The following is a 26,458-nucleotide window of genomic DNA, read 5'->3' as shown; positions in this document are numbered from 1 at the left end:
GCTTGTAAAAGTCCTATAGCTAAAATCCGAGATTATGCTCGCGTCCCTTTCCATTCAGGAGCCTAGTGATATCCTCCTGACGATAGTAGTGCGTGCCTCCCACCTTGATGAAGGGCAACGTGCCCTCTACCCGCAGCTTCTGCAGCGTGGAGGGGGAAATCTGAAGCAGACGCCGCACCTCGGCGGACTTAAGCACCTGCTTAGGCGCCTCGGCTTGCTGTTTACCAATTAACTTAGATAGATCCTCTAGTAGCTGCCTGTGGAAAGCCAGTAAGTCTTGTTTGGTGATAATTTCTACAGCCATCGTTTATCTTGTTTGGTTACAGATGAAAGATGCCCTATTATCTTCCTTTCTTTTCACAAGATGAACCTTACTTGTGATTTTTTTTAGCTGAAAGCCAAGAAAACACGCTCCAAGTGTATTTAAAATTTTATCATTTTAGCCTAAATCAGGACGTATCCGGCTTTTTCCCAGAAGTTTAAAACTCATTTTACACCCAAGGCCGATACATGTAAAACCTATCCCCATTGGCTAAGGGGGCATCGTTATCATCAGGAGTCAAAAGAGCAATAGCTTTCCTATAAATCCCACTCTTAAAGCCATTCATAAGACAATATCCAACGTCACTTGGTTTGGCGCTAAGGTAGCCTTGCGGTCCGGACACAGGAACAAGGTAGTCCAAACAAAATGGGTATCCACCTGCGGCGGACCCTCCGCATTTTCTTTGGCTCCACCTTGCCTTTAGTCCGGCTCCGAAGGCAGACGGGGCACCATAATCAATTTCCTCACACTTAAAGACAAGAGATTATGGAAAAGACCGTTCAAACCTCCGCCTTCGCCAGAGTAGCCGAGATCAAGCTCTCCTACCGCAACAAGGTAAAACCCTCCGAAAGACCGCAGGTCACCTCTTCCACCGACAGCTACCAAGTGCTCAAAGCCAGCTGGGACCCGGGCAGACTGGAGTTCGTCGAGCAGTTCAAGGTCCTGCTCCTGAGCCGGGCCAACCGGGTGCTGGGCATCTACGAGGTCTCCACGGGCGGCGTGGGCGGCACCGTGGCCGATCCCAAGCTCATCTTCGCGGCAGCCCTCAAGGCCTGCGCCTCCGGCATCATCCTCTCCCACAACCACCCCTCGGGCAATCTAAAGCCCAGCGCGGCCGACCTGCAGCTGACCAAGAAAATGAAGCAGGGTGGGGAATTGCTTGACATCGCCGTCCTCGATCACATCATCCTCACCAGCGAGGGGTATTACTCCCTAGCAGACGAGGGGCTCCTGTAGCCCCTCTCTCTTTTGCAGGGGCCGTTCACGGCCCTCCTACCCTTCCATTTGTTTTCATCACTTTAAAATTGACCATTATGAACGCCTATCAGAAATTCAACCACCTAGCCGAGCAGGTGACAAACGAAATCATTGCTGAACTGCAGCAAGGAAAAGCCATCTGGCAAAAGCCATGGAGCTCGTACGGGCTTCCCAAGAACTACGCCTCCGGCCGTCCCTATGAGGGATTCAACGCCTTCTACCTCCAACATGTCACTGAGAAAAACAATTATGCAGCGCCCTTCTTTATCACTTTTAAGCAAGCGCAAGAGATGGGCGGCCGCGTGCGGAAGGGCCAGAAAGGCACCCCCATCGTCTACAGGAAGCTCTATGAGGCGAAAGAGAGGGAGCAACCAATAAATTTAGCAGCCGAGGGGAAAGACCGCCCCTACAAAAGGTTCATTCCATTTCTGTGGACCCTGTTCAACATCGATCAAGTGGAGGGTGTAGACTTCCACCTGCCCAGCATGCCAGAACGGTCCGGGCCACAAATACTCGAAGCCTGCCAACACGTGGTGGACAGCTTCCCCCAGCCTAGCCCGAAGGTCCTGCACGGCGGCACGCAGGCTTACTACGCGCCAGCCAAGGACATGGTGCAGATGCCGGACCCCAACCGCTTCCTCTCCCCCGAGGCATATCACGCCACGCTCTTCCACGAGCTCATCCACGCCACGGGCCACCACACTCGTCTCAACCGCTTCACAGAGGAGGATAAGGTCAGCCGGTTCGGGGATGAGGCCTACAGCAAAGAGGAGCTTGTGGCTGAGATGGGCGCCAGTTTCCTCTGCGCCTTCACCGGCATACGGGAGGCAGTTTTTCAAAATTCAGTGGCTTACCTGCAGGGCTGGATCAGCCGGCTCCGGGAAGACAAGACAATGATTATCTACGCCGGCACCAAGGCCTTCAAAGCCGCCAGCTATATCTTGGACCAGAAAGCCGAATCCGACAAAGGAGCATCACTTGCAGATAAGCAGGCAGCTTAGGGAAAGCGAAGGGCTGTCTGGTAAAGCGGATGGCCCTTCTACATAACACTGATTCGGCTCAAATAAACAATAGAAATGAGCTGAATAACATATTCAATCGGCTCATCTCAACTTAAATGCGCTTGTATAAATTTTTCCCAACTGGATATCACCTTGTGAAAAAATTTAGTGTTGCTCCTCGACCTTTAAAAGGAATCAACAACATGAAACAATGTAGACTTTCTCAGGCTGCCATGCTCTCCACAGCGCAGCAGCTACACAACGAAAGTGCCTTCACACCTGCAAAAAACAAGAAACGATGAACATTCAACAGATCAACAGCGAAATCGCCATCACCGATTTTCTGACAAACCAAGGCATACAGCCAGCCTACAAAAGGGGCTGTGACTGGTGGTACATCTCCCCGGCACGCATGGCCGAGCGCACCCCCTCCTTCAAGGTCAATACGCGGCTGAACCGCTGGTACGACCACGGCAGCGGCGAGGGCGGCAAAATCTTCGACTTGGCCATGCGCCTGCACCGCACTGCCACCATCCAAGAGGTCATCCAGCTCCTCTCCGGGCAGACTATAGCTTCAGCGGCAACAGCTACCCTAGGCATGCAACCGCTTGGAAAAAAAGCTAAGCGGGAAGCTCCGGCTGTCACACCAGCACCCTCCACCGGCATCAAAATACTGGAGGCAAAGCCCTTGGAGGATAATACCCAACTGACAAACTACCTGAAGCAGCGCGGCATTAGACTGCAAACGGCTGCCCCCTTCTGCCAAGCGGTCAGCTTCTCCATCGGCACCAAGCAGTATGAAGCGGTTGGGTTTGCCAATCGCTCTGGCGGCTATGAGCTGCGCAACAGTTGGTTCAAGGGCTCCTCCTCCCCCAAGGACATCACCTATATCGATCGGGGCGCCGGCACGGTCTGCCTCCTCGAGGGATTCATGGATTTCCTATCCCTCCTCGAGCTTCAACCAAACCTCAAAGCCAGCGCAAGCTTCCTTGTCCTCAACTCACTTGCCCAGCTAAGAAAGAGTATGGATGTAATCGGCCAGCACCGACAGGTGCTTCTCCTCCTAGATAATGATCAGGCGGGCAGAATGGCGAGTGAGCGACTTCTCCGATCAGAACTGAAATGCCGAGACCTCTCCTCCACCTACCAAAATTACAAGGATGTGAATGAGTTGCTGGTGGCCAAGCCCCGGCAGGCGAAACGGTTGCTGCAGGGACTTGACGCTTGGAAAGGGGCTATGAGGAAGAGCATTTAAGAGCAGGGAGCAAGTTTGTGTTTTTGTCATACAAAAACTCTTACCGGCCCCTCTGCTCCCGGTGGTCGCAGCAGGGGATTCTTTTTACAAAGTGAAGCAACAAGAGTATGGAAAAAGAGACAGCACAGCTGCAGCAAAGCCACGAGAGAAAGAAGGGCGGCCGCCCCAACAAGCGGGTGAAGCGGAGCCATACCCTGGTGGTGCGCGTGACAGACACGGAGCGGCTGCTCATCACAGGCAAGGCCCGGGAGGCGGGTCTGAGCGTCTCGGCCTGGTTTAGGGCAGCGGCGAAGAAAGCGGTGGTCGTAGCACGTTTCCGACCAGAGGAGGCGGCCTTGCTGCGCATGCTCTCGGGGCTCTCGAACAACCTCAACCAACTGACTAGACTAGCGCACCGCGAAGGGCTGCTGTCGGTGCAGGGCAAGTGCCGCCAGGCGCTCGACGAGATCAACCACACACTTCAGCAAATCGGCAAGGATGATCGGAAAGGTGATGACAGGTAAGAGCTTCTCAGGCTGCGTGCGCTATGTAGTTCTGAAGTCAGAAGCCACAGTACTGGATTCGGACGGCATCCGCACGGACACTGTCGCTTCTATGGTGGCCGACTTCAACCTGCAGCGCAAGCTAAACCCGGAGCTGGAAAAGGCCGTGGGGCACATCGCCCTGAACTGGAGCGTGCAGGACAAGGCAAAACTGAGTCCTCAGGCAATGGCACAGCGGGCAAGGGAGTACATGGAGAAGATGCAGATTCAGAACACGCAGTACCTAATTGTCCTCCACCGGGACCGGGAGCACCCGCACGTGCACATTGTCTACAACCGCGTCAGCTATGAAGGTAAGACGATCACGGACAAATTCCAGCGCCGGCGCAACGCGAAGGTATGCCGGGAACTGACTGAGAGGCACGGCTACTATCTGGCCCCGGGCAAAGGGCAGGTGAACCGCCACCGCCTAAAGGGAGCCGACAAAGCTAAGTACGAACTGCACGACGCGATCCGGCAGGTGCTTTCAAAGGTTAATACTTGGCAGGAACTGGAAAGCCTGCTCCGAGGCAAAGGCATTTCCATCGACTACAAGTACAAGAGGGGAACGGAACAGGTGCAGGGAATAAGCTTCCGCCTGGGCGAGCTCAGTTTTAAGGGATCCAGTATCGACAGAAGCCTAAGCTACGGGGCCATCAGCAAACAGCTGGAGCAGCACAGGCAGCAGGCGCAGTTGATGCCATTTGGCTCCAAGCAACACAGTACACATGGTCAAACAGGCTCATCCTTCTCTTGCACTTCCAATGGTAGAGAATTAATACCTGACCCGCGTGAGGGCTTGCTTTCTCCCACCACAGGGCAGACAGCAGACGCGAATGACCACCACTTCAAGAAAAAGAAACGCAGAAAGAAAAAGAGAATTCGCTTATGAAACAGGAAGAACTGGAGGAACGCCTCCTAGATATGGAACGCGTGCTGGCCCTGCAAGGCAAGCGGCTGGAAAAGCTCGAAGAGAAGCCTGCACTGAATCCGCCACAGATTGCCCAAGCACCTGATTGCAGCAGCCAATTTAAAGAGCTGAAAACACTCCTCAAGCGGCATGACCTAAGCGTGCAGGCCCTTCAAATTTATGCCCTAATCGCTTCAATTCAGGAGACGGTTACCAAACTGCCTAAGGTGCTGCCCGTCCGGCACCACCACCATTTTGAGGACAGGTCACGGGGCTTTGTGATCGGGGGAATCCTATGCTTGCTAACAGCTGCAGTTTCAGTTGGAATGTGCTTCAGCCTTTTCCGGGAGAACGGCATGTTGGAGGAGACCGATATCAAGTATAGGATGATTCGACAGACTTTCCAAGAAGCGGCTATATGGGCAGATTCAGTATATTATAGTAATCCAGAGGAGGCTGAGCAGAAAGTCAGACTTTTGGAAGTTCAAGTCTCTACTCCGCAGTGATAGTAGACAGCGAGTACTCAAACAGAAAATAAAAATCAGCAGCATGAAGTGGCTTATAACCCGGCCACTTTACGCACTGCTCGACTAACTATTAGCCCTTCTGTTGCTTCAAAATTTCAATTTTCTCCCGCTCACTTGCAAGCAAGCGCTCATAAAGCTTTCTGTTCTCATCCAACAGTTCCATAATCTTGTCTAGAGGATTAAAGGTGCATTGAGAAAAGCTTCCTGCAGGACCACTTCCTGAGTTCGAGGCATTACCGACAGAGTTATCATGTAAGGTTTGAATAAAAACGTGCCCATCCTCCGGGATGTTTTTTATTGCCTCAGCAGATACACCTAAAGCACTCGCAATCTTTCCTAATGTAACATCATCCACATCCTCCTCTTGCTCAATACGAGAGATATTCTGCTGCGTAGTACCTAGTTCCGTTGCAAGCGTAGCCTGCTTTACTCCCAATGCGGTTCGCATTCTTCTCACATGGTCGCCTAAGTGGATCGGTCGTTTTCTTTCTGCTATTTCCATACATTAATATACTTAAAATAAAGTACTCAAGCAAGTGATGTAATTATGTTTATAACAAGAACTTGCCTGTATTAAACAACACCTATTTAGATATCTCTCCTTTAAGACGTAATATAAAGATTGAAAACCAGTCCTTATATGATACTTCACTTTTGAAAGGTGAAAACTTTCTTAAAAATCAATGCTATGTTTGTTCGCTCTAAAGGAAAATTCACTTAGCAAATATAGAGAAAGTCTCAAATCTTCTAGATATAATTGAGATCTACCTTCAAAACGTGATTTCATTCATTTGGCTTATGTGCCTCTATGTGAGGCGTCCGAAGTTAGCAAGAATATCGTCTGATCTTTCTTCCAAAAATTTTCCAACAGGCTAATTACAGAAGCTTGATTTTGTCAGTCCGTGAAGTGCTAAATCAAGCTCAAAAGTAACCTTATGTTAAGCAGGTAGTACTTGAGACTATTTGCTTATCAGATCAATTTCTTCAACTGTGAGCCCATAGAGTTGAAAGACCGTCTGATTTATCTCATCATCTAAACGTTGACGTTGTTGCTGTATTTGAGCAGCAGCTTTTTGCTGCACCTCGAAATAGGAAAGCCAATCAGCTTTTTGAGGCAGGCTCAACCTAACCTTCGATTTACCTAGTTCTTTGGTAAGGTCCTCCCAATTCAATTCATACCATTTCTCTAGCTTCTTAGTAGGCTTGCTAACACCTAGTTCACTGGAGAGCAGCTTTAGAAACTTCTGAGATAGCGTGAACAGTTCTTGGGTTAGTTTCGCTACACTTCTTGCTTTTGTGGCTAATAGCTCTCTTTCTGTTGGAGTTCCTTCTGGTATTGGAAATGAAGCTAAGTTATCCAAGCTAATCTTCGCAAAGGCCTTACCCTTAATATCATGTAACAAGCGGTAAAACAGTGTAGCAGGTCTTGAGTTAAGCAGGGCCACCAGATAATCGAGATCAAATTCCTCCTTTTCTTGGTATAGGCCATGCACCAGCGTATCGAAGTAATAACTACTTCTATCAACACAGGCTATAAGAGAGTCCCCGGTTTTTCTGATCACAATCTTTTCCCGCTCAAATAAGTCTGGTGTGCGTAAGGCAAAATCAATGCGATTTTGCTTGTTCATGCCATCCTTAGACTTTATCTCCTCTAAGCTGATCCGGTCTCCTAAAGTATTGTCGTAGTTAATGTATTCGCCTGACCATTCTACCCTGTATTTCGATATGTCTTTTCCCCAGATAATGGGTCTGTGCTTATCTGTCTCAGGATGTTTAGATATCAAAATATGTTTCACGTTTCCTGGGTTCAGCCCGTTCTTCAAAGTGTAATAGGCTTTTATGGTGCTAAGCTTGTTTAACTTTTGCAGTATCGACTGGGTATCTGCTGACACAACTGATATTTCACAATTAGGGACACTTAAGAAGAATGATTGCGGCAAACTGTTTTCCTTTATATCCAAGGAAGTGATAAAGTTCTCAGTTGTTTCGACAGATGCTAATCGCACCACGTTATTCGGATCAGGATTTTCCATTATCGTGAATCGCAGTAATAAGCTTCCGCCAACTTCCGCATCCTCAAACACCTTTTCGGCTATAGTGAAGATCTCGTTTATCTCCGAATGCTCAATTAGGTGTCTTCGGATGCTTTCGTAGTACGAGTTAAACAGGAGGGACTTTGGGATAATGAAATGGACCACTCCTTTGTCGAATATTTGAAACATTCTCTCAAGAAAAAGCACATACAGGTTTGTCTTATACTTGGTATTCGGAAAATGCTCGACGAAATGACGCTGTTCTTCTTTGCCGATCAGTATTCCATAAGGAGGATTACCCACAATAACATCAAAGCCGCCCAGCTTAAAGATATCAGGGAATTCCTGCTGCCAGTCGAAGGCCTTCTCTCCAGTAATTGCTGGATCAGAGACCAAGGAATTACCGCACTTGATATTAGCATCAAGTGTTGTGAGCTCCTTACTTTTATTGGCAGTTTTTAGCCAGAGGCTAAGCTTTGTTATCTCAACGCTCTCCTCGTTCAGGTCCACACCGAATATGTTGTTGTTCAGGATGTGCCTGTCAAGGTCAAAGGCCTCAAACTGCCCGCCACGCAAGCGGGCAAGCTCCTTGTTCACGCGCTGCCCCTCCTGAAACAGAAAATCAAACACCTGGTTCAGGAATGCGCCGGATCCGCAGGCTGGGTCCAGCACCTTGATGTCGCGCAGGACCTCCCGATAAGCGTCCCAAGCTTTTAGGTGTTTCTCCACCGTCTTATTTGTCACCAGCTTCTTCTTTGCATCGAACCTGATGCTGGCGTAGTCACTCTCAGTAAGCTCGGGCAGCTTCTCAAAGCCTAGTTCCTGTTGCTGGTTCTGCAGCCATCCTCCCACGGCCTCCTTCACGATATAGCGGGTAATGTACTCTGGAGTGTAAAATATGCCGTCTTTCTTTCTTTTCCCGGTTTTGGCTTCAAAGTCCTGTCCAGCTATTTCTGCCTTTGTCTCCTCAATGTCCGAGATGCTCTGCTCGAATATGTGCCCTAGGATGTTCACATTCAGATCCGAGGCAAAATCGTACTTCTCCAGGGAGATGATATGCTCCAACGTACTGTCCTTAATTTGCAGGTTGTCAAGCAGCGCGTCGGGAGCAAATAGCCCCCCGTTAAACTTGTTTATTCCTTCCTCTGGATAGCCTTTATCTATGGCATGAAATAAGCCTTTCACCCGCTCATAAATCTTGGTGTCCTGCCTGTTAAACTTGTCCTCCTTTACGGCTCTCAGCAAGCCACGGAAAGTGTACGGCGGTATGATTGTCAGATCTTCGCAGAAGCACACGAATACCACTCGGTCAAGCAGCTTTTGCGTTTTCTGGAATATTATTAGCTCTGGTACCTCTGGGTTCTGGCTGTGAAGATGCCGAAACAATTCCAGGCGGGCCTTTTTATAGTCACTGTAGAAGTTCTTTGTGATCTTCTGCTCCTCTGCCTGCCGCTCCCTGTAAAGCTGTTCTGTTAGCGACTCCCCGTGTTCTAGGATTAGTCGGTCCTTGTGCACCAGAAACAGGAAGCGAAGCAGCTCTTCCTCCTCATGCAGCTGCATTACATAGAACTGCTCATAGCGGCTCTGGTCGGAGTGGTGGTACAGCCTTATCTCCAGAAAGTTGCTGACCAGTACCCAGCGGCAATTGCCGCCAGCCTTCGGAACATAGCTAAAGGCCTGCTCAACGGGACTGCGCTTGTCGTGGAGACGGTTCTGCGGCTTATCTAGGTCAGTTCGCGCGTCCTTTAGCTCGATCACAGTCCTCACATTTGCCTTACGCTCACTACCGAACATCCAGAAATAACCCAATGCACCGTCAGCCTTTGTACTGTCTGAGTCTGATTTATGCTCTTTGCTTAAGTTCCACCTCGTTGCATCTGGGCTGTACACATACTCAAGCACCTCACCAAAAAAACTATTTAGGAATTCACTCTGTAGTTCCTCTTCTTTTTGCTTTAAAATTTTTCCGCTTCTGATGCCACTCTGCCATTTCTCGATGAGTGCCCGCTTCTTTGACAGGTCCGGGAACTGGGATAGATGGAAGTTTTGGGCCTTCGTTTTGAGATATTTTTTGGAGAATATTGGGGAGTACAGTTGCGTCATTGACTAGGGATAGATTTACGGAGAGTAAGTTAAAGCAAACTTAGCTTTATGCATAATTTGACGCTAACTTTCAATTGCACAGGTCAAGGTTCTCTTCATAAAGCGCAGGTTAAGTTCAGAGAATACAGTTGTACAAGCATCATTGAAGAGAACTCTTGCTGCTCCAATACGAAGAATGCCGTGTTGTCATTATAAAACACTTTGCTCCTCTACCTTTTTTGCCTCATGCTCTTTCCTCTCCCATGGTTTAACCTTATACAATAGGAGTGAGAGTAGCACTGATGTTATAGATAGCAACCAATATTTATCTCAATGTAGTAGTATCTACTTTTTAAATGGCTACAATATTTTTAGCTCCAAACCACTCAATTGCAGAAACTATCACTTGCTTACTAGGGTTATGATAGAAAACTACCAAATTTTCTTTTGCCCGGGTACAGCAAACATAAAATATTTTTTGTGTTCTTTTGAGAACGCTTTCTGTACCTGTGTTTAGAAATAGATTTTCAAAGTTGTAGTTATTCCAGCCCCCGTTGTCTAAAACAACAAGTACATTATTGAATTCTGTTCCTTTAGTTTTGTGCTGTGTAGAGAAAGGAGTTTTACCTTCCAAGTAGTCATACAACTTTTGAAATTCGTCAAATTGAACTTCTTTTACTCTATTATATAAGTACTCATTCTTTACTATAAACTTCTCTAATGTATCATCTATTAGGCAAATACCTCTTTCATGAGCATCATTGATTACTTCCTCAATTGTTTTATTACCTACATTGACTAAACTTTCAATATTATTTTTTAAAGTCCGCTTATCTGTAACTTGGTTAATTTTGTATCTATAATCAGTAACTCTAAGAAACTCGTTGTATCGCCCGGTTTTGTATAATACGATATTATTTTGGATCTTAAAGAGGTGTTTTATCAAACTGTCACGTTTTGACCCTTTTTTGTTATCGTCATTTTCATCTTGCTTTTTGTCGTCAATTAAGGCGTCTTTAGAAATATAGATTTTTTTAACTTCTGAGAAAGGCATGTCTTTCAGTTGATTATAAAGCTTGGCATTCTTGTCATCTTGAAGCAGTAACTCCTTTTTGAGTTGCCTTTGCTTATTCTTTAGTTGAAGTTTATTAACAACAGTATCAAAACTATCATCTTCGGTTATCTCAATCTCAGGTAAACCTTTCTTATTGCTGTTTTTTATTTTATTTAAGATATCATTCTTCAACCCAATCACTGGATCACTATCATAAATATCCATCAGCGTCCGGAAACCAGCTTTATCAGCAATTAGGTTATGGGTAAGATTTAATTCTTTAGTTTCCTTGGCATTGCTAAAATCCCAATTGTGGTTATGGGTCAAGTACTGCTTTACTGCTGCAACATCACCATTATTTGAATGAATAAACAGAATGCTGCCTTCTTTTACCTGTCCAGCTACCATGTTCGGTGCACCCTCATCAATTGAAGGCTCCTGTACTATTCCATCCGTTCTTAATCTGTTAGCCAATTCAATTATTTTTAGGGGGCTTCTTCTATTTTGTGTTTTCTTGACCTCACGGACCATATCTGCTGCATCTCCCTTGTATTCATCTAGGTTCCCAATACCATCATCATAAATTGATTGCATGGCATCTCCAAAGAACCCGATAAGGTTTTTCTTCTGGCTTTTTTTGAAGTGATTTAAGAAAATAGCAACGACTGACTTGCTTGTATCTTGGTATTCGTCAATGAAAATAAACTGGAATTTATCTTGAACGATAGAGCTAAGCTTTGGGTGATTTTCGAAAAGGAAATTCGCTATGATCAATAATTCTTCATGAGAAATAATTCCTTCTTTGAGTTTTAAGTACTCTTTGTATTGAACCCCTTTTTCAAGATTATTAAAATAATCGGCCGGAATAGCTCTTTCTTCATCGATAGAAATTTTAGCTTCTACATCATTCGCTAATGTAATAATGGCAGATTTTAGCTCCTTCTGGAAATGCTTGATATTATCCCATAAAAAGTCGTGAATAGTAGACACATTTAGGTTCTTATGGTTTACACGATCTTCAATTTCTTTAACTGCCGCATTAGTATATGTCATGCAAGCGACTTTGGCAGTTGGGTTTTCGATAATTACCTGTCTGATAACCTGGACCAAAGAAAAAGTTTTTCCGCTTCCCGCACCTCCGCTTAATAAAAAATTACAATTGCTATCAATGCACTGGAAAATTTCCTGTACTTCTGGCTCTAATGTTAATCTTTCTTTAACCATAATAAACCTTCTTTGATATAAGAGGGAATTTCCCAGTTACTGAAATCTGCATCGCTATGGAAGAGGATGTCCAAGGCAAAATGTGTTTTCTTTTTTATACACTTTTCAGCCAATTCATAAGGTCCGAGGCCATTATCAAAATGTGATTTATGCTGAAGCCCTCTAAAGCTACTTTTGTTATTCTTTATATATTCTTTGTTAATGTTAATGAATGCATCCTCAAAGCTCCTAGCATTGTACCCGTTCTCGTTGGTTTGATACACAACACAGAGCTTTCCATCTACTTGGTTCACCCAAGAGCCTTCAACTTTACTGAAAATCTTGTCTGTAAGAAGAAAGCCCGTGAGATTATTAAAAGAAGGGTCACCGAAGAAAGATCTAATTGCCTCATTAGAGTAATCAACGCCTAAAGCGACTTTACACTTTTTCCCTTCATCATCAACGGCGTCAAGGTCGGTAATTATCAATGCTTTAACCCCTAAGAAATCAATGAATTTTTCAAAAATTTGAGAATATGCTCCAACTTCAACAATAGAAATATTTTGAGAAAGCAATGGCAGGTATGCATCAGGATCAACTGATGCTGCATACTTCTTTTCTTCTTCAATGTCCACCTTTCGCATAAGTGTTGGAACAAGTATGCGTTCTGTATCTCCTTCAATTAATACTGCCTTGTCAGCAAAGAATATTTCTGCCCGGCTGATAGTTAGGTACTGTTTCAGAAATTGATATTGAGTAGTTGTGGCATCATAATCCTGTTTCAAGTCTTTCAAGTTTTTAGCAATTACTCCGCATTCATTCTCCTTTCTCAAATACTTGATATCGTCAAAATCACTGTCTGCAACAATGCAAGCAGAATGAGTGCTTATGATATATTGCAAGTCCCTATGCTCTCCATCTTTCCGCTTAATGCCTTCACCTAACAGTCTTTTTATGTTCTTAATGAAAACATATTGCATCTGAGGATGGGTATGTGCCTCCGGTTCTTCTATAAATAGTAAATTTATGTCTGCAGGCCTTTTCTCTTTTTCCCGTTCAAACTCATGTACAAGGATCTCTATTTCAAAGATCATACTGATGAGGTTCATGTAGCCCAAACCATTGTAGTGTTCGGGTAGATGATTGTCCGCATCATGTTTGTAAACTACAGTAGTGTTTCCTTCAAGTAGTTCCCGGTGTTGAAGAGTAGAGATAATTTCAATCTCAGATTCATTTATTTTTACACCGCCGAAATCCCTAACTTTCTTTACTATATTATTAAAAAGGGACTTGTAAATCCCACTTAGATGAGAATCCGTTTCACTTAGTTTGTCTTTGAAATCTTCAACGGCTATGTTCTGTTCATCACTAGCCTCGGTGCGCCTATATATCCGTGATGTTTGACCTGAAAGTGTCTTATCAATATCTTTATTAGTCACATCTCTCTTGGCGCTTATGTATTTGAAGTTAATTATATCGGCAATGCTTATTTTTTCAGAATTTAAATCTATATATATGCTCTCATTTGCCTTTTTTGTAGCCGAATCATACCCCAATGAGTGTTTACTTATCTTAAAATAATCTGTGTGATTCAATTTTAAGAAGTCCAATAAAGTGCTGATCTTGTAGTTCTGGTTTTGTTGCTGCTTTTCCTCCTTCTTTTTGTTTTGTTTAGCTTCATACTCGCGGTACTCCTTTCTCAACTGTGAATACCCAGCAAAGTCCATTGTATATTCAAAACCGAGAACAATAAAATTATTGTCTGGATCTAGGTCCATCATTAATCGACTAATATTGGACAAGTTATCTGCTTCTGTGTATTCGATAAAAAGCTTGAGCCTTATTCCTAAGCGTGTATAGCCTTCTTCAGTTAAAGCCTCTTCTGCATTGATTATAGCTTTGAGCTCATTCTTAAAGTCAATATTAAAATCGTCAACAGTAAATCTGTTTTTATCAGGTTTACATAAAAACTTATCAAGAACAGAAAGAATAGATGTTTTACCAGTATTGTTTTTGCCAATAACTAGGGAAAGGTCCTTTTCCAAGTCCATGGAAAAGCATTTTAATAATCGGTAATTATCTATTTCAATTTTAAATATTTTCATACAATCTCAATATCCCTTTATTATAAGTTTGTTTCAAATAAGTTCTTTAGCCCTCATTTATGAAAAACACCATGCTGTGATGTGTATTATTAATTGGCTACTAATTACTAAAATGCCTATCCCTTCTATTTAAGCTATATGCATGAGTTGCATATGCTCTTAAACATGCTTTTCTAAAGATATTGAGAATAAATTTAATATTTTATAGTTATATATTATTTTTTAGATACAACCAACTTGATAGTATTAATTGTTGCTTTTTATAATGAGTTGGTTACTTCGAAAGGTAAGAAGGAGGTAGCCTATTAAACTATCTATTTTATCTTCATAAATGCTAGGCTAGCTTTAGAGAAAATGCCTCTAGGATTTAGAATAAGGAAAGCGAGTATGGGTTCGCCATCCTGTCCCTCAATGGTGCCGTTTTACAAGTAAACAAACTGGAGATGAGTTTGAGACAGGTCGTGATCAGACAATGACTATAGCTCGTCAGCTGCTTCTCTCTTTAGCACAAGCCTGCCCCGTAGCTGTTGCATGTCATCGCTCACCTTTTGGTCCAGAATCTTGGCGTAGTGCTGCGTGGTCTTCAGGTTGCGGTGCCCCAGCATCCGGCTGACCGTCTCGATAGGCACCCCGTTGCTCAGCGTAATTGTGGTGGCGAATGTGTGGCGGGCGATGTGGAATGTGAGCGGCTTGCGGATACCGCACACGTCGGCTATTTCCTTTAGATAAGCGTTCATCTTCTGGTTGCTTAGCACCGGCAGTACCCTGTCTTGGTATAGGCACTGCGGATGGTCTTGGTAGCGATCCAGAATCTCAAGGGGGACCGGCAGGAGCGGGATCCGCGAGGGCGTCTCGGTCTTCTGCCTCTTGGTGAAGATCCACCGCTCCCCGTTCATGCCCTCCCCGATCTCCGAGCGCTTGAGCTGCTGCACGTCCACGTAGGCAAGGCCGGTGTAGCAGCTAAAGAGGAACACGTCCCGCACTTGGCCCAGCCTGTCGGTGACGAACTCCTTTTCCGCCATCCGCTGCAGCTCGGCCTCGGTGAGGCACTCGCGCACCACCTCTCGCTTGCTCATCTTGAAGCCCAGGAAGGGGTCGCGCTCCAGCCAGCCGTTCTTGAGACAGATGTGAATAACCTTCTTGAAGTTGGCCAAGTACTTTATCGTCGTGTTGTGGGCACAGTTTCGGACTGTCTTGAACCAGAACTCGTAGTCGGTGATAAACTGATAGGAGAGCTTCTTCACGTCGATGTCCTCCGTGCCGAACTTCCACTTGATAAAGTCCCGTGTGTGCTGCAGGGAGGTGCTGTAGCGGTCCATGGTCCCCGGGGCATAGTCCTTCCCCACCAATTTGCTCATCTGCTCATTGTGCATGCGGAACACCTCCAGCAGTAGCACTGGCTTCTCCTCCACTCCCGACCACTTCTCCTTGAACGACTACTCTACTGTCACGGGCCTGCCTTCTTCGAGCAGCTCCCGGTGGTGGCCATATGCCTTTGTTCTGAGGGTTTCCAGATAAGCATTTACGCTTCTGGCCTCTGCTGAGCTGCCCTTCACTTTGCCAGCCTCGGCTGACCATCGTGCCGGCGAGACGTAGCGGTGGGTGCTTAGCTCCAGCCGCTGGCCCTGTAGCGTGACGCGCAGGTAAATCGGCACAAGATTGTCTCTGGTGGTCTTTGCTTTCCTGCCGTAGAACAGGATACTGATTCTGGTGTCCATTTCGCTTCTCCTTTTATTCTTAAATCTAACAATCAAATGAAGGCTCCACAAGATGTAAAATAACTGTACATCTTATTAATGGCCAGTTAGTTACACAGCAATTCGGGTACCCGGAATCGGAACCGTTTCGGGTACCCGAATTTGCTACCTCAGAAAGGAGAGAAAATGTAAAATTCAGGTAGGACTAAAAACAAAAAAGCCCTTAAATTGCTGATTTAAGGGCTTTTTATGCTAATTGATAAGGTATTTGGCAGAGAGCAAGGGATTCGAACCAGTACAGCCCCCTTGAAAATGCTGGCAAATAGCCTTATTTAAGCGTTTTTGAAAGGTGTCGCGAAGTGTCGCGAGCTATTTTGAATGGCTAGTGTCGCCTGTGGTGTCGCGAGCTTATAGGTAAAACTCCCCTTTGTACTCCGGCAAATTGTTATTGATATGGTGGTATAAGTCAGACTGGAAGTTCTTGCGAAGCTCTTTGTAAACCTCCGACTTCTCTGCATTAATGTTGAGATGATGAATGATGTTCAGCAAGCGTAGCATTAACAAATCCTCAACGTCCGGCTCAATTACTGTAATCTCTCCCACCACTGCATCCACTAGCAGCGTAAGCTCAGGATACATGTTAACAAAGGCATCGTGCGTCTTAGTTAGTTTAACAATCACACTAACTACCTTTTCTGCCTCCAGCTCTCCGTTACCAGGCATGGTTTGGTCAACGACTTGTTCTACGTTCATCCTCTGTATACTACGTTTTACTTCTTCCGTTCTTTCAACATTTCGATAATTTCCTGCTGAAGACGACTATTCTTTTCCTTTTCAGCAATTATCACTTGGTGAGCTGCAATCAGTTCATTCATACAATCTTGATATGTCCCAACAACCTGTACATTTCTGCTTCCTCCAGACACACTTTGTTGTACAACTCCTGACTTATGATCACTTCCCTCAGAATCGAAAAAAGAATGGATCTCAATATTAAGAGCATTACTTATTTTCAATAAGACATCTGTACTGATGTGTTCTTTATTATAGATCTTATAAATATTATTTTCTGAAGTCCCTACCCTATCTGCCAGCTCCTTATTAGTAATCCTGCTTTTTTCTACTATCTCCTTGATTCTCTTACCTATATGCATCTAATGACAATTTTTATGTAAAAATTTTACATGTAGTATTTGGATAGTATGTATTACCTGTACATATTTGCCTATCCAAAACGGATAAATGCCTGATAAATATAGATAATTTAAGGGGCATTTGTGCTATGAATTTTTCAAAGGCTTTGAATAGAGTTCAGAAGACTAAAACAGTGCCAAACATGCGCAAAACACTATATATAAAACTTAAAAATTCTTAGGAAATGAATACAAAAGAGTACAAGTACAACTTGAATAAGTTGCTGATGGAAACAGAGCGAGGTCTGGCAATTAGCACCATCGAAAAAATGGTTACCAAAGAATATGGCATCCCTGCCCCTACCTTCAGAAAAGACCGTGCAATTGAAAAAGGTAGCTCAAAGTCCATAAAGGATGATCGCTTAGCGTGTTATGCCGCTTTTTTCAATACTACCACCGATAAGCTGCGCAACTATGAGCTGGCATCCAATAAAAGCCTGAAGCAGCTTAAGTCACAAACTACAAAGGATGTAAAAGAAGCTGTAAGCGATGCCATCGGTCTTACCAAAAGGGCCTAAGAGTAAAGGCGCACAGCAACCTCTGCTTACACGCCATATAGTGAAACTAACCTCTCTTCGCGACAAACAGCCTATCTGGTCTACCGGATGGGGCATAATCAATGAGAAAATCAAAGAGCTAGATAAAGATGAGCGATATATACGAGAATATTAAGCTAACACGCCAGGACATAAGAGAACTGGAAAATGAGCAGAAAGAGCTGCTTCAGAAGCAAAAAGAACTGACATCCGGCATTGATATGGCCAAGGAGTATAAGCAGCGCGAATCACTCAGATGGCAACATGCTCAGGCTTGTGAGCGCCTGAGGAAGATAGAAGTGCTTGTGGAGAGAAAGCAGTCTGATTTACAGCAGTTGGCAGACAGCCTGCAGCTAGCAATTTTTAACAACTAAGCCTATGGATATGATGCGCAAGGCTTGGCTTCTTCAATCTGATGACTACATCAGGATGATTAATGAAAAGGAGAAGTACCTGGCTCAACTCAAATCAGACCGTGCGCCGGCTTACCGGCTCAAGGCTGTGGACGATGAGATCAACTTCCTGACAGACTTCTACAACCAGGTAGAGAAGATCATGGAAATACACGAGCTGGAGAAACTGAAGCTGATGGTGGAGAAGGTGATGCTCGGGAACGAAATCAGATTAATGATTCGGATGCTTACTCAGATGCGCAACCTCTCTGTTGACCCCGAAGAATTTATGGTTCTGATAAGTAAGGTGCATGACTCTGCTTCTGAAGTGATGGATGACAATACGTTGCTCAGACCGGACAAGGCATTCCAGCGCGAAGTGGACAGATACTATAAATATGTTATGAGAAAACGAAAAGAGGCTGAAGAGCTGAATAACCATGCCGATAGAGAGAAAGCCAATTAAACTACCGGAGAAGCCGAAAGATCAGGAGATTATTGTAAAGGAGAAGCCAGCAAGCCAGGAGACTGAAAACGAACTGATAGAGCTTGAAGAAAGCATTAGGTTTTTTACCGAGAAGACTGATACTGATGGCAATTTCAAGGACATCACCATAAACTATGTAAAGCTGATAAACTTCTACAAAAGCCTGGGATTTGCCAGATACGATATTGAGAAAGGCAGGTCTATACTTGTGATGATTGAAAACAGGGTGATTTCAGAAGTTTCGGTAAACGAGATCACTGATAAGGTGATAAATCACTTGGGCAGACTTGATTACAATGACTACGAGCGCCTAAACGCTGAAATGCTCACCAACAAGTTCTATAAAGCGCTGGGCAGCTACTTTTCCGCTGACAAGCTGAACAGAATGGTACTCGACCACTTTATTGAGATTAACAGGGACTCAAAAACTGAGGCCTTCTTCTATTACAACAACGGGTATGTGGTGTGCACCAAAGATGGATGGCAAATAAACGAATACAGTAAACTGCAAAGCTACCTGTGGAAGGATCAGATTCTTAGTAGGAACTTCAAGCTTATTGACTTTGAAAAAGCTGAGGATTATAAGAGCTGTGGCGTTTTCGCGGATTTCATAGGCAAAGTATGTGGCGAGGATGAAGAGCGCTTTAAGAGCCTTTGCTCAATCATCGGTTACAACCTTCATGCTTACACTGAGAATAAGCTGAAGGCCACCATTCTCACTGATAGCAAGATTAGCGAGGTAGCTGACGGAAGAACGGGCAAAACGCTGTTCTGCAAAAGCTTGGGGCACATGCGAAACTATACCGAGATCAACGGCAAAGACTTTGATCCGGTGCGTGACCAGTTCAAGTACCAGGAAGTAAACATAGACACGCAGATTGTCCACCTGAACGACGTGCGCCAGTACTTCAACATCGAACTGCTGTTCAACGACATAACGGAGGGTGTCAAGGTAAACAAGAAAGGGCTCCAGCCATTCACGGTAAAACTGAAGATGATTATCTCGACTAACAAGACAATCAAAATTCAGGGATCATCAGCCCGAGACAGAACCGTAGAGTTTGAGTTTTCAGACTACTTCTCCGATAAGCGAAGCCCCCAAGATGAGTACGGCCACTGGTTCTTCACAGATTGGGATACTGAAGAGTGGGCCAGGTACGACAACTTTATGATGTACTGCACCTCGGTTTTCCTTAAGGTAGGCCTGTACCAAACCAAGAGCATTAACCTGGAAGCCAGGAAGTTACTCGACCAATCCAGCATTGAGTTCATCGAATTCATGGAAGACCTGAAGATAGAGTTCGGCATAGAATACGATAAAAAAGCACTGTTTAAACAGTTCATAGAGCGCTATCCTGACTTCGATACCCCAAAATTCAAACAACGCCACTTCACCTCCTGGCTGCGGATGTACGCAGAGTATTCGGAAGGTTTTAGGCCTATAAACAAAACAGAGGACGAAGTAAGAAGAGGTGGCGCAGATTATATCATTTTCAGAAGTAAACCAAATAACCCAAACCCATGACAATTACAATCAATTCAGAGTTAGTGCAGCCGTTACACGCAGCGGCAAAGAAGTTCGGCATCAAAGTGAATCCAATAGAGGCAGAGATTGACGGGCAGTACCAGGTAGAGCTCCCTGCGGGTTGGAGCGGCAGTCACTGGTTTGAGTTTGGCTTACAAGCTGGCTTAGATTTTCAGTTCAAAAGCTCCTTAATCATAAACGACTAAGATATGCTCAGAAGGTTTCTAAACAAGCTACAGGCTAGCAGAGCAGAGCGGCACAGGGACAAGTTGATTGCCGCAGGAGTAATAGCAGTCACTAAAATTGAGTTCACCACTTTTGAAGGATTAGCACTGGCTAGAGCTAATTGGCAGTGTGTGAAGCCAGGCTGCAAGGAAAACCTGGGCTTCACTGAAATAGGCCATCCGTTCGTGGTTGCAACCGCATCTTACTTTCATCGCCAGAGCTGCCCCTCCTGCTTAACCAAATACCACACCCAAGTTGACTCCGACTACGAGTTGCACATTCATAGATTTTACTTCAACCCATTCATATAATCAAACAGCTATGTCCAGTAATAAACCAAAAGCTAAGTATTTCCCTTCAGTGAATTTCGAGCTCACTCCCAATATTGATGCGAAGCTTACCATGAAAGGCTTTCATTATAAAAATGCAGCTGATACAGTTGAACACCCTGGAAAGGGTGCGAAACTTAAAGGAGTGTCTGCACAACTGCTGAAGGCCTGCGAAGGCATGACCATACACACTGAGCTTGACGCAGTAAAGGAGCTTGTTGTAATTTGTGATCATTACGACAGCAAAGGCAGCATCAACTGGCCCAACACCATGTTGCTTGTAAGACACACCCTCACTAATCTGCACTTCAAATCCGATAGCATTGCTGAACTGGAAAAATCACTGGCCCCGATACTAAAAGGCCATGGTCAACCGGCACTGGGTGTATCAAAATAATCCCTACTGAAAACGCCAGGCAAAAAGCGGCTTTAGAGCCTGTTTTGCCTGGTAAAAATCACCTAAAGGTGTATCACGAAAAACAGGTGATTTTTATAGTACAGTAAACACACCAAAAATGAGACAATTCCTATCAAAGCTCCTGCTTACAATCGCAATGGCAGGATGTATCACTAAATTCTAATGGATAAGATTATATCAATACTGGTTGCCATTGTTGCGTTGGCCATTGTTTGTTTTTCGTTTGCTGAGACAAACTTCAGCTATACCAAAGACCACCGAGGCGTGGTGATCAGCACCGTTCACACCTACTCCAGCTCCATCTTTGCTCAGGAGGTAGCCAATGATCCAGCGTATGACGCTTCGATTTATGAGTTGGTGATTCGCAAGCCGGATGGCAGCCCCACTGTTGTGCGGTGCACCAGCTATACTTTCAAGCAGCACCAGGTCGGTGACCAGGTAAGCTACCGGACCAGGTACGGAAGAATCACCCACACAGAGTTGAGCAGCTATGACGTCAGATAAGAGCATTCCTGTAGCATTGTTCGTCCGTGTTTCAACCGGTGGCCAGGACTACAGCAGGCAAGTATCAGACCTTACCGCTTATTGTGAGAAACAGAACTATGCTATAATAGATGTGATTGCTGAGAAAATGAGCGGTGCCAAGAAAAACGAACACCGGCAGGCTATAAAAGAGCTGTTAGACCTAGCAGGCAGTGGAGTCATCAAGAAGGTGCTCGTGACTGAGATCTCTCGCCTGGGACGCAAGACACTGGAAGGCCTGAAGGTTCTGGATCAACTCAGGGAGCTTCAGGTTTCAGTGGTAATACTGAACCGTAACATCGAGAGCATTACGCCTGAAGGCAAGACCGATGTAATAGCAAAGCTGTTCTTCACAATCATGCTGGAATTTGCCGAATGGGAGCGAGAAACAATCATACAGCGCATCCATTCCGGCCTGGCAGAAGCAAAACGCCAGGGCAAAACACTGGGCAGGAAGAAAGGCACCACTACCAACGAGCAGCAGCTCCTAGACAAGTATAAGAACGTAGTATACCACCTTAACCAAAGCAAAAGCATTCGTGACGTGGCCTCCATTTGCGAAGTAAGCCAGGTTACGGTACAGAAAGTAAAGAAAGCAATCCTGAATCAAACCTAGATCAAACTTAATTCTACAATAACAAAAGCGGCGTTGCACCTGGTGGCAACGCCGCTTTTGTTGTGATACCGCAGTGTTTACTGCCCCCACTTGTGAAGGTGCCAACCATTGTGCTATATAGTTTGCACATGCCTGCCGGTATTTTTACTTTCTTCAATTGGTTAGAAGCAAAGGATTAGTACAATAAAACAGAGCTTTATACTCCACTTCAAACCCTTTCTTTGGAAGCGTAAACATAGGGTACCCTATTTTATTTACTAATTCTATGCACAAACCTAAAAAAGATAGAATAAAGAGAGTATAAGCAATATTTGCATACAAAAGTATGCACAAAGTATGCACAAAGTATGCACGAAATCGCAAAAGTATGCACGGACTCCGTGCATACTTGCCTTTAGCTGTGCATACTTGTGCAAAAATCCGTGCATAGTATGAATTTGTTTAATACAAAGAAAATGGCAATAAAAGACGTATTTTACATGAATTATACAAATCCCGTGCATACTTTTGGAAAAAACCGACTTTTTCAGCACCTACCTATTGATGGTATACCTATTACTAATAGTTACTATATGCTACAGTTATCTATTCTACAATTTTTTGATAATTTCAGAATTGTATAATTTGCGGGTACTTTAATGCGATTTGTAGCGCATCTATAGTGAATTCATTATATTTATACATCGTATCACCTTTTTGCCATCGTTTTAAGTCAATGTCTAAGGCTATTCCGACCTATAATAAATCTTCCGTGGCAAATTTGTATGGCATCACCGTGAAATCACTTAATGCCTGGTTTGAAGACGAAGAGTTTGTGAGAGAATTCGGCACTTACAGAGGAAAAGTGTTCAATCCAAAGCAGGTTAAGGTAATAGTAAAGCATTTTGGGCCATTTTACGGCTATCAGCATGAGGTAGAGCTGTAGTTTTGCTATAACTAAACTATCATATTCAGGTATAAGAGCGCATGAGTGCATACTCATGCGCTCTTTTTTTGCACCTCTGCAATCAGGAATCAAACGGAAATCAAACCGGAACCCCTCAAAAATCACCCCCTAAACTGCCGTAATTTTCCCTGTCTCCCATAATTGCGCCTTGCCTCCCCTAACCGGAAATCGGTTGTAACCCTCCTAGTACTTTTGAATCAACAACAACGCGAAACACGAACTGTAGCACGCTTTTATGATTCTTAGATGATTACTGATGCCATGCCGCCTGCCCCAACGCCCGTAGGCCTGATCTTAAACATTCTCACCTTCTTCGCAGGCTTCCTGCTTTCTGTAACAAAGGTTCCTTCAACCATGCTGGCAGAGATCTCCCTCACCGGAAGCATCGAAGTGATTTGGTACGGAGCCGTGGGCGGCATCACATCGCTTACCGTGAAGTACCTGGGGGAATACCTGGTATCGAACCGCGAGGCCTTTTTGATGATTTGTAGCACCTGGTTGAAACGAGGAAGATAGAATGAGAGGCTCAACAATAGCGATAGCCGGTTTTGCCGGATTCGTGCTGTATATGGTTACAAGCTCTGCCAGCAGGGCAAAGAACGCGGTGGCCGACCTAAAAGTGTTCGTCACCAAACCTGAAATGCCTTCCGTAGGCGGGGCAATGGTCAATTTCCCTGTGCAGGTAAGGTTATATAATTACCATGATGTGGATCTGCCAATCGAAACGCTGAAAGTAACGGCAGATTATGAGGATGGCGGCAATTGGGTAGAATTCGCCACCAATAGGCCAAACCTTAATAACTGGATCGTTCGCAGAAGCTCCGAGACGAAAATTACCGTGGACATGACCAGTTCCATTATGAATATGCTGACCGACTTGTACACTATAATATCGTCCGGAGGCTTTAAAAGGCGCATTCGTATTAATGTAACACCTACTGTGCTAGGCCTCCGCGCGGAGCCCATCAGGCAGATATTTGATATGTAGGCATGACAGCTATCAAACCGAAATCAAACCAAAATCAAACAGGCCTCAAGGTGCTGCTTGGTGCAGGGGCGCTTCTGGCTCTGTATGCCGCCCTGACACCTAAAGACCCCTTGACACCTGCCGCCAAGGCGGAACGGTACATCATGTTCCAAAAGGGCACGATGGCCGGACTGCCGACAGGCAAAATAAAGATCACCAACCTGCGTGTGCCGATGGTGGACTACACTTACTACCAGTCACACCAGCTACCTAATGTGCATGCTGCTCTGGATGACATCAAGCGCACTTACGGCAAGACGATACAGGCCGTGGAGGCAGTAACGCACGTGCCTTTCGACTTGATCGTTGCCATGATCTTCATCGAGAGCGGAGGCAATCCGAATGCTGTGTCCGGAGCCAACGCTGTAGGGCTGATGCAGCTCCTGCCTGACACTGCCGTGTTTACGGTGGCACTGGAGAACATTAAAAAGCGCCTTTCCAACTACGAGAAGGACTGGCTGCGAGAGACTTTGGGCAACAGGCTTGACTCGGGAATCCTTAAAATGCGCGACCTAGGTACTGAGGTAAAGTACGGCGGCATCATTAAGAACAGGTTCATCACCAAGTCAGACCTGTTCGACCCGAAGCTCAACATACTGATCGGCTCCATCTTCCTGGGCATCCTGCTGGATGAGCACAAAGAGGCTGACGGAGGCTATCGCCTTGACAAAGTTGTCGTGCGCTATAACATGGGTTACAATGCCATGAAGAAAGGGGCGCTCATGACGGGCTCTCCTAACCAAGTGGTGGCAAGGCTGGATGACCAGAGAAAGGCAGAGCCGAGCGCCTACATCAAAAAGCTTGTAGGAAAGAACGGGTTACTAACCCTGGTATAAAAAAACGCGATGCAGGCACAATACAGGCGAAAACTCAGCCCGGGCACCGATTACGACAGGTATTTCAGGCGCGGTGAGCTAAAGCGCACAGACCCGATGCTAAGCAAGAGCGGAAGCGTCTTTACCACCATCAGGCTCATGGAGAAGATTGTGCATGAGACACTGCAAGACACTGCGCTGATCGCGCCGGAGCTGAGGGGATCAAACCTAAAGCAAACGTGCAGCAACACCTTCGACTTCGTGTACCGGCACATCCAGTATAAGCTGGATAAAGCCGGTGTGGAGCAGCTCAGGAGACCTTTGCGCTCCTGGGAAGACAGGAAAGAAGGCGTTGACTGCGATTGCTACAGCATTTTTATCAGCAGTATACTTACCAACCTGGGGATAGAGCACTATTTCCGGATGACCAAGTACGCAAATGACTGGCAGCACATTTATGTGGTGGTGCCGATCAAACCGAATTCAAACCTAAATCAAACCGCCGACTACTACACGATTGACTGTGTGGTGGACAGGTTTAACAACGAAGAACCATACTCTGCAAAGCACGACAGAAAGATGAGCACACCGATCCAATTCCTCAACGGCACACCTAGCGTGGGTAATATTGTAGCACCTGGCTTCGGCAATGAGTTCACCGACTTCGGAAAAAAACCATTGGCAGGCCTGGGAGCCGTGGACTCTGCAGCAACGCTGTATCTGGATATGCTGGAGAGAATGAGGCTGCACTTTGAAAACACCCTGGATCAACTGAAAGCGAATCCTAAAGCATTAACAGCTCAGGCCGGATCCAAGTTTAGAAAACAGGTTGAAACACTGCTGGCCAACTGGCATGATGGGCAAAAGAGAACAGAGTTGTTAAACCAATATGCTGTAGAAAGCGATGATTTAGCAGGATTTGGCTCTTTGGCTGGATGGCCTAAATCCATGTTCAAAGCTATCGGAAGCGGTATATCTAACGCCGCCAGCTACGTGGGCGACAAGGTGGGCGATGCAGCCAAAGCAGTAGCCACGGGCGTTAAGAACACAGCCGAGTGGACAGGAGACAAAGCAGGCGATGCCTGGGAAGGTATTAAAAATGCGGCTGAATGGACTTTTGAAAAGGTCATACAGCTCAACCCTCTTTCGATTCTGATGCGAAACGGTTTGCTGCTGGCCTTTAAAATAAACCTTTTTCACATGTCCGAGCGCCTGGGCTACGGCTACTGGACGGAGCAGGAGGCACAGAGCAAAGGCCTGGAAATGAACGAATGGCGCAAGCTGAAGGAAAAGCTGGATGACGTGCACAAGATTTGGCGCGGCCTTCAGGGTGACGAGGATTCACTTCAGAAAAACATACTGCAGGGCTGGGAGCATGGGGTGAAGAAACATGATCTTTTGAAAGGCTTGGGAGCGGCGGCAGAAACGGGCACAGCAGCGGCCATGCCCATCATCCTGAAGATTGTCGCAGGCCTTGCCACAGTAGCCATTAATAAGATGCTGTCAAATGCCAATACGTCCAAACCAGAGAACTTGGACTATCCGCAGGATGGCAACATCAACATGAATACGCCTTTTCCTCAAAGCGAAGCAGAGTACTATGCCAATTTGCCCCGGTACAACAACCCGCAGCCGATAGGCAGCGACAGTACGATGTACCTGGTAGGCGGAGGGATTCTGCTGCTGCTGTTGGTGCTCAAAAGCTCCAAAAAATAAGGCGCGTAACAGCTCACATACTT

29 protein-coding genes are annotated in these 26,458 nt (G+C 45.4%); 20 read left to right on the top strand and 9 right to left on the bottom strand.

The features are described from left to right. Nucleotides 1–19 precede the first annotated feature (19 nt). Nucleotides 20–304, bottom strand: coding sequence for a helix-turn-helix domain-containing protein (locus Q1B04_RS16835; RefSeq protein WP_299760938.1), 285 nt, complete (start codon nucleotides 302–304; stop codon nucleotides 20–22). A gap of 504 nt (nucleotides 305–808) precedes the next feature. Between Q1B04_RS16835 and Q1B04_RS16830 the strand changes: the two genes are divergently transcribed. The 6 genes from Q1B04_RS16830 (at nucleotide 809) to Q1B04_RS16805 (ending at nucleotide 5,493) form a co-directional block, all read left to right on the top strand. Beyond that, nucleotides 809–1,279, top strand: coding sequence for a JAB domain-containing protein (locus Q1B04_RS16830; RefSeq protein WP_299760936.1), 471 nt, complete (start codon nucleotides 809–811; stop codon nucleotides 1,277–1,279). A 77-nt stretch (nucleotides 1,280–1,356) separates the two neighbouring features. Then, entirely contained in the window at nucleotides 1,357–2,301 is a 945-nt protein-coding gene (locus Q1B04_RS16825; RefSeq protein ID WP_299760934.1) for a zincin-like metallopeptidase domain-containing protein, read from the top strand. 298 nt (nucleotides 2,302–2,599) lie between these two features. Then, nucleotides 2,600–3,556, top strand: coding sequence for a toprim domain-containing protein (locus Q1B04_RS16820; RefSeq protein WP_299760932.1), 957 nt, complete (start codon nucleotides 2,600–2,602; stop codon nucleotides 3,554–3,556). A 107-nt stretch (nucleotides 3,557–3,663) separates the two neighbouring features. After that, the gene (mobC, locus tag Q1B04_RS16815; RefSeq protein WP_299760930.1) at nucleotides 3,664–4,059 is read left to right on the top strand and encodes a plasmid mobilization relaxosome protein MobC; all 396 of its coding nucleotides are present in this window, start codon (nucleotides 3,664–3,666) and stop codon (nucleotides 4,057–4,059) included. Then, entirely contained in the window at nucleotides 4,034–4,969 is a 936-nt protein-coding gene (locus Q1B04_RS16810) for a relaxase/mobilization nuclease domain-containing protein (protein ID WP_299760928.1), read from the top strand. The genes mobC and Q1B04_RS16810 overlap by 26 nt, the downstream gene beginning before the upstream one ends. Next, nucleotides 4,966–5,493 carry a hypothetical protein gene (locus Q1B04_RS16805; RefSeq protein ID WP_299760926.1) on the top strand — a complete coding sequence of 176 codons (528 nt, stop codon included), beginning with the start codon at nucleotides 4,966–4,968 and terminating at the stop codon, nucleotides 5,491–5,493. The genes Q1B04_RS16810 and Q1B04_RS16805 overlap by 4 nt, the downstream gene beginning before the upstream one ends. Before the next feature lie 91 nt (nucleotides 5,494–5,584). Here the strand turns inward: Q1B04_RS16805 and Q1B04_RS16800 are convergent, their stop codons facing one another. From Q1B04_RS16800 to Q1B04_RS16765, 8 genes are all read right to left on the bottom strand, one after another. Next, complete coding sequence (locus tag Q1B04_RS16800) at nucleotides 5,585–6,016, bottom strand: helix-turn-helix transcriptional regulator (protein WP_299760924.1); 432 nt, start codon at nucleotides 6,014–6,016, stop codon at nucleotides 5,585–5,587. A 457-nt stretch (nucleotides 6,017–6,473) separates the two neighbouring features. After that, nucleotides 6,474–9,650 (bottom strand): TaqI-like C-terminal specificity domain-containing protein, encoded by a 3,177-nt coding sequence (locus Q1B04_RS16795; protein WP_299760922.1) that lies wholly within the window; start codon nucleotides 9,648–9,650, stop codon nucleotides 6,474–6,476. A gap of 331 nt (nucleotides 9,651–9,981) precedes the next feature. Continuing rightward, nucleotides 9,982–11,907 (bottom strand): UvrD-helicase domain-containing protein, encoded by a 1,926-nt coding sequence (locus Q1B04_RS16790; protein ID WP_299760920.1) that lies wholly within the window; start codon nucleotides 11,905–11,907, stop codon nucleotides 9,982–9,984. Further along, complete coding sequence (locus Q1B04_RS16785) at nucleotides 11,889–13,991, bottom strand: ATP-dependent endonuclease (RefSeq protein WP_299760918.1); 2,103 nt, start codon at nucleotides 13,989–13,991, stop codon at nucleotides 11,889–11,891. Before Q1B04_RS16785 ends, Q1B04_RS16790 begins: the two co-directional genes overlap by 19 nt. Nucleotides 13,992–14,467: 476 nt before the next feature. Then, the gene (locus tag Q1B04_RS16780) at nucleotides 14,468–15,403 is read right to left on the bottom strand and encodes a site-specific integrase (protein WP_299760916.1); all 936 of its coding nucleotides are present in this window, start codon (nucleotides 15,401–15,403) and stop codon (nucleotides 14,468–14,470) included. Nucleotides 15,404–15,427: 24 nt separating this feature from the next. Beyond that, the gene (locus Q1B04_RS16775) at nucleotides 15,428–15,709 is read right to left on the bottom strand and encodes an Arm DNA-binding domain-containing protein (protein WP_299760914.1); all 282 of its coding nucleotides are present in this window, start codon (nucleotides 15,707–15,709) and stop codon (nucleotides 15,428–15,430) included. A gap of 387 nt (nucleotides 15,710–16,096) precedes the next feature. Continuing rightward, nucleotides 16,097–16,441, bottom strand: a complete 345-nt coding sequence (locus Q1B04_RS16770; protein WP_299760912.1) for a hypothetical protein — start codon at nucleotides 16,439–16,441, stop codon at nucleotides 16,097–16,099. A 17-nt stretch (nucleotides 16,442–16,458) separates the two neighbouring features. After that, on the bottom strand, nucleotides 16,459–16,842 hold the full coding sequence (locus Q1B04_RS16765) for an XRE family transcriptional regulator (protein WP_299760910.1): 384 nt from the start codon (nucleotides 16,840–16,842) through the stop codon (nucleotides 16,459–16,461). A 224-nt stretch (nucleotides 16,843–17,066) separates the two neighbouring features. Between Q1B04_RS16765 and Q1B04_RS16760 the strand changes: the two genes are divergently transcribed. The 14 genes from Q1B04_RS16760 (at nucleotide 17,067) to Q1B04_RS16695 (ending at nucleotide 26,435) form a co-directional block, all read left to right on the top strand. Continuing rightward, on the top strand, nucleotides 17,067–17,399 hold the full coding sequence (locus tag Q1B04_RS16760; RefSeq protein WP_299760908.1) for a hypothetical protein: 333 nt from the start codon (nucleotides 17,067–17,069) through the stop codon (nucleotides 17,397–17,399). A 128-nt stretch (nucleotides 17,400–17,527) separates the two neighbouring features. Next, nucleotides 17,528–17,791 (top strand): hypothetical protein, encoded by a 264-nt coding sequence (locus tag Q1B04_RS16755; protein WP_299760906.1) that lies wholly within the window; start codon nucleotides 17,528–17,530, stop codon nucleotides 17,789–17,791. A 4-nt stretch (nucleotides 17,792–17,795) separates the two neighbouring features. Then, nucleotides 17,796–18,275: a hypothetical protein gene (locus Q1B04_RS16750; RefSeq protein ID WP_299760904.1), complete on the top strand. Its 480-nt coding sequence runs from the start codon at nucleotides 17,796–17,798 to the stop codon at nucleotides 18,273–18,275. Beyond that, nucleotides 18,250–19,821: a primase-helicase family protein gene (locus Q1B04_RS16745; RefSeq protein ID WP_299760902.1), complete on the top strand. Its 1,572-nt coding sequence runs from the start codon at nucleotides 18,250–18,252 to the stop codon at nucleotides 19,819–19,821. The genes Q1B04_RS16750 and Q1B04_RS16745 overlap by 26 nt, the downstream gene beginning before the upstream one ends. Then, nucleotides 19,818–20,027 (top strand): hypothetical protein, encoded by a 210-nt coding sequence (locus Q1B04_RS16740; protein WP_299760900.1) that lies wholly within the window; start codon nucleotides 19,818–19,820, stop codon nucleotides 20,025–20,027. The genes Q1B04_RS16745 and Q1B04_RS16740 overlap by 4 nt, the downstream gene beginning before the upstream one ends. Before the next feature lie 3 nt (nucleotides 20,028–20,030). Then, entirely contained in the window at nucleotides 20,031–20,357 is a 327-nt protein-coding gene (locus Q1B04_RS16735; RefSeq protein ID WP_299760898.1) for a hypothetical protein, read from the top strand. A 10-nt stretch (nucleotides 20,358–20,367) separates the two neighbouring features. Next, nucleotides 20,368–20,772: a hypothetical protein gene (locus Q1B04_RS16730; protein ID WP_299760897.1), complete on the top strand. Its 405-nt coding sequence runs from the start codon at nucleotides 20,368–20,370 to the stop codon at nucleotides 20,770–20,772. A gap of 183 nt (nucleotides 20,773–20,955) precedes the next feature. Then, entirely contained in the window at nucleotides 20,956–21,297 is a 342-nt protein-coding gene (locus Q1B04_RS16725; RefSeq protein ID WP_299760895.1) for a hypothetical protein, read from the top strand. Continuing rightward, on the top strand, nucleotides 21,284–21,931 hold the full coding sequence (locus Q1B04_RS16720; RefSeq protein WP_299760893.1) for a recombinase family protein: 648 nt from the start codon (nucleotides 21,284–21,286) through the stop codon (nucleotides 21,929–21,931). Before Q1B04_RS16725 ends, Q1B04_RS16720 begins: the two co-directional genes overlap by 14 nt. A 715-nt stretch (nucleotides 21,932–22,646) precedes the next feature. Next, a complete protein-coding gene (locus Q1B04_RS16715) occupies nucleotides 22,647–22,856 on the top strand; it encodes a hypothetical protein (RefSeq protein ID WP_299760891.1) in 210 nt (69 codons plus the stop codon). Between the two features lie 267 nt (nucleotides 22,857–23,123). Next, nucleotides 23,124–23,393, top strand: a complete 270-nt coding sequence (locus Q1B04_RS16710) for a hypothetical protein (RefSeq protein ID WP_299760889.1) — start codon at nucleotides 23,124–23,126, stop codon at nucleotides 23,391–23,393. A 1-nt stretch (nucleotide 23,394) separates the two neighbouring features. Beyond that, nucleotides 23,395–23,865 (top strand): hypothetical protein, encoded by a 471-nt coding sequence (locus tag Q1B04_RS16705; protein WP_299760887.1) that lies wholly within the window; start codon nucleotides 23,395–23,397, stop codon nucleotides 23,863–23,865. A gap of 2 nt (nucleotides 23,866–23,867) precedes the next feature. Beyond that, complete coding sequence (locus tag Q1B04_RS16700) at nucleotides 23,868–24,740, top strand: transglycosylase SLT domain-containing protein (RefSeq protein WP_299760885.1); 873 nt, start codon at nucleotides 23,868–23,870, stop codon at nucleotides 24,738–24,740. A 9-nt stretch (nucleotides 24,741–24,749) separates the two neighbouring features. Next, on the top strand, nucleotides 24,750–26,435 hold the full coding sequence (locus tag Q1B04_RS16695) for a transglutaminase-like domain-containing protein (protein ID WP_299760883.1): 1,686 nt from the start codon (nucleotides 24,750–24,752) through the stop codon (nucleotides 26,433–26,435). The last annotated feature ends 23 nt before the right edge of the window (nucleotides 26,436–26,458 follow it).

The sequence above is a fragment of the uncultured Pontibacter sp. genome (assembly GCF_947495565.1).
GTDB lineage: Bacteria > Bacteroidota > Bacteroidia > Cytophagales > Hymenobacteraceae > Pontibacter.
Note: the sequence above shows the minus strand (reverse complement) of the source record. Positions and strands in the feature narration are given on the sequence as shown.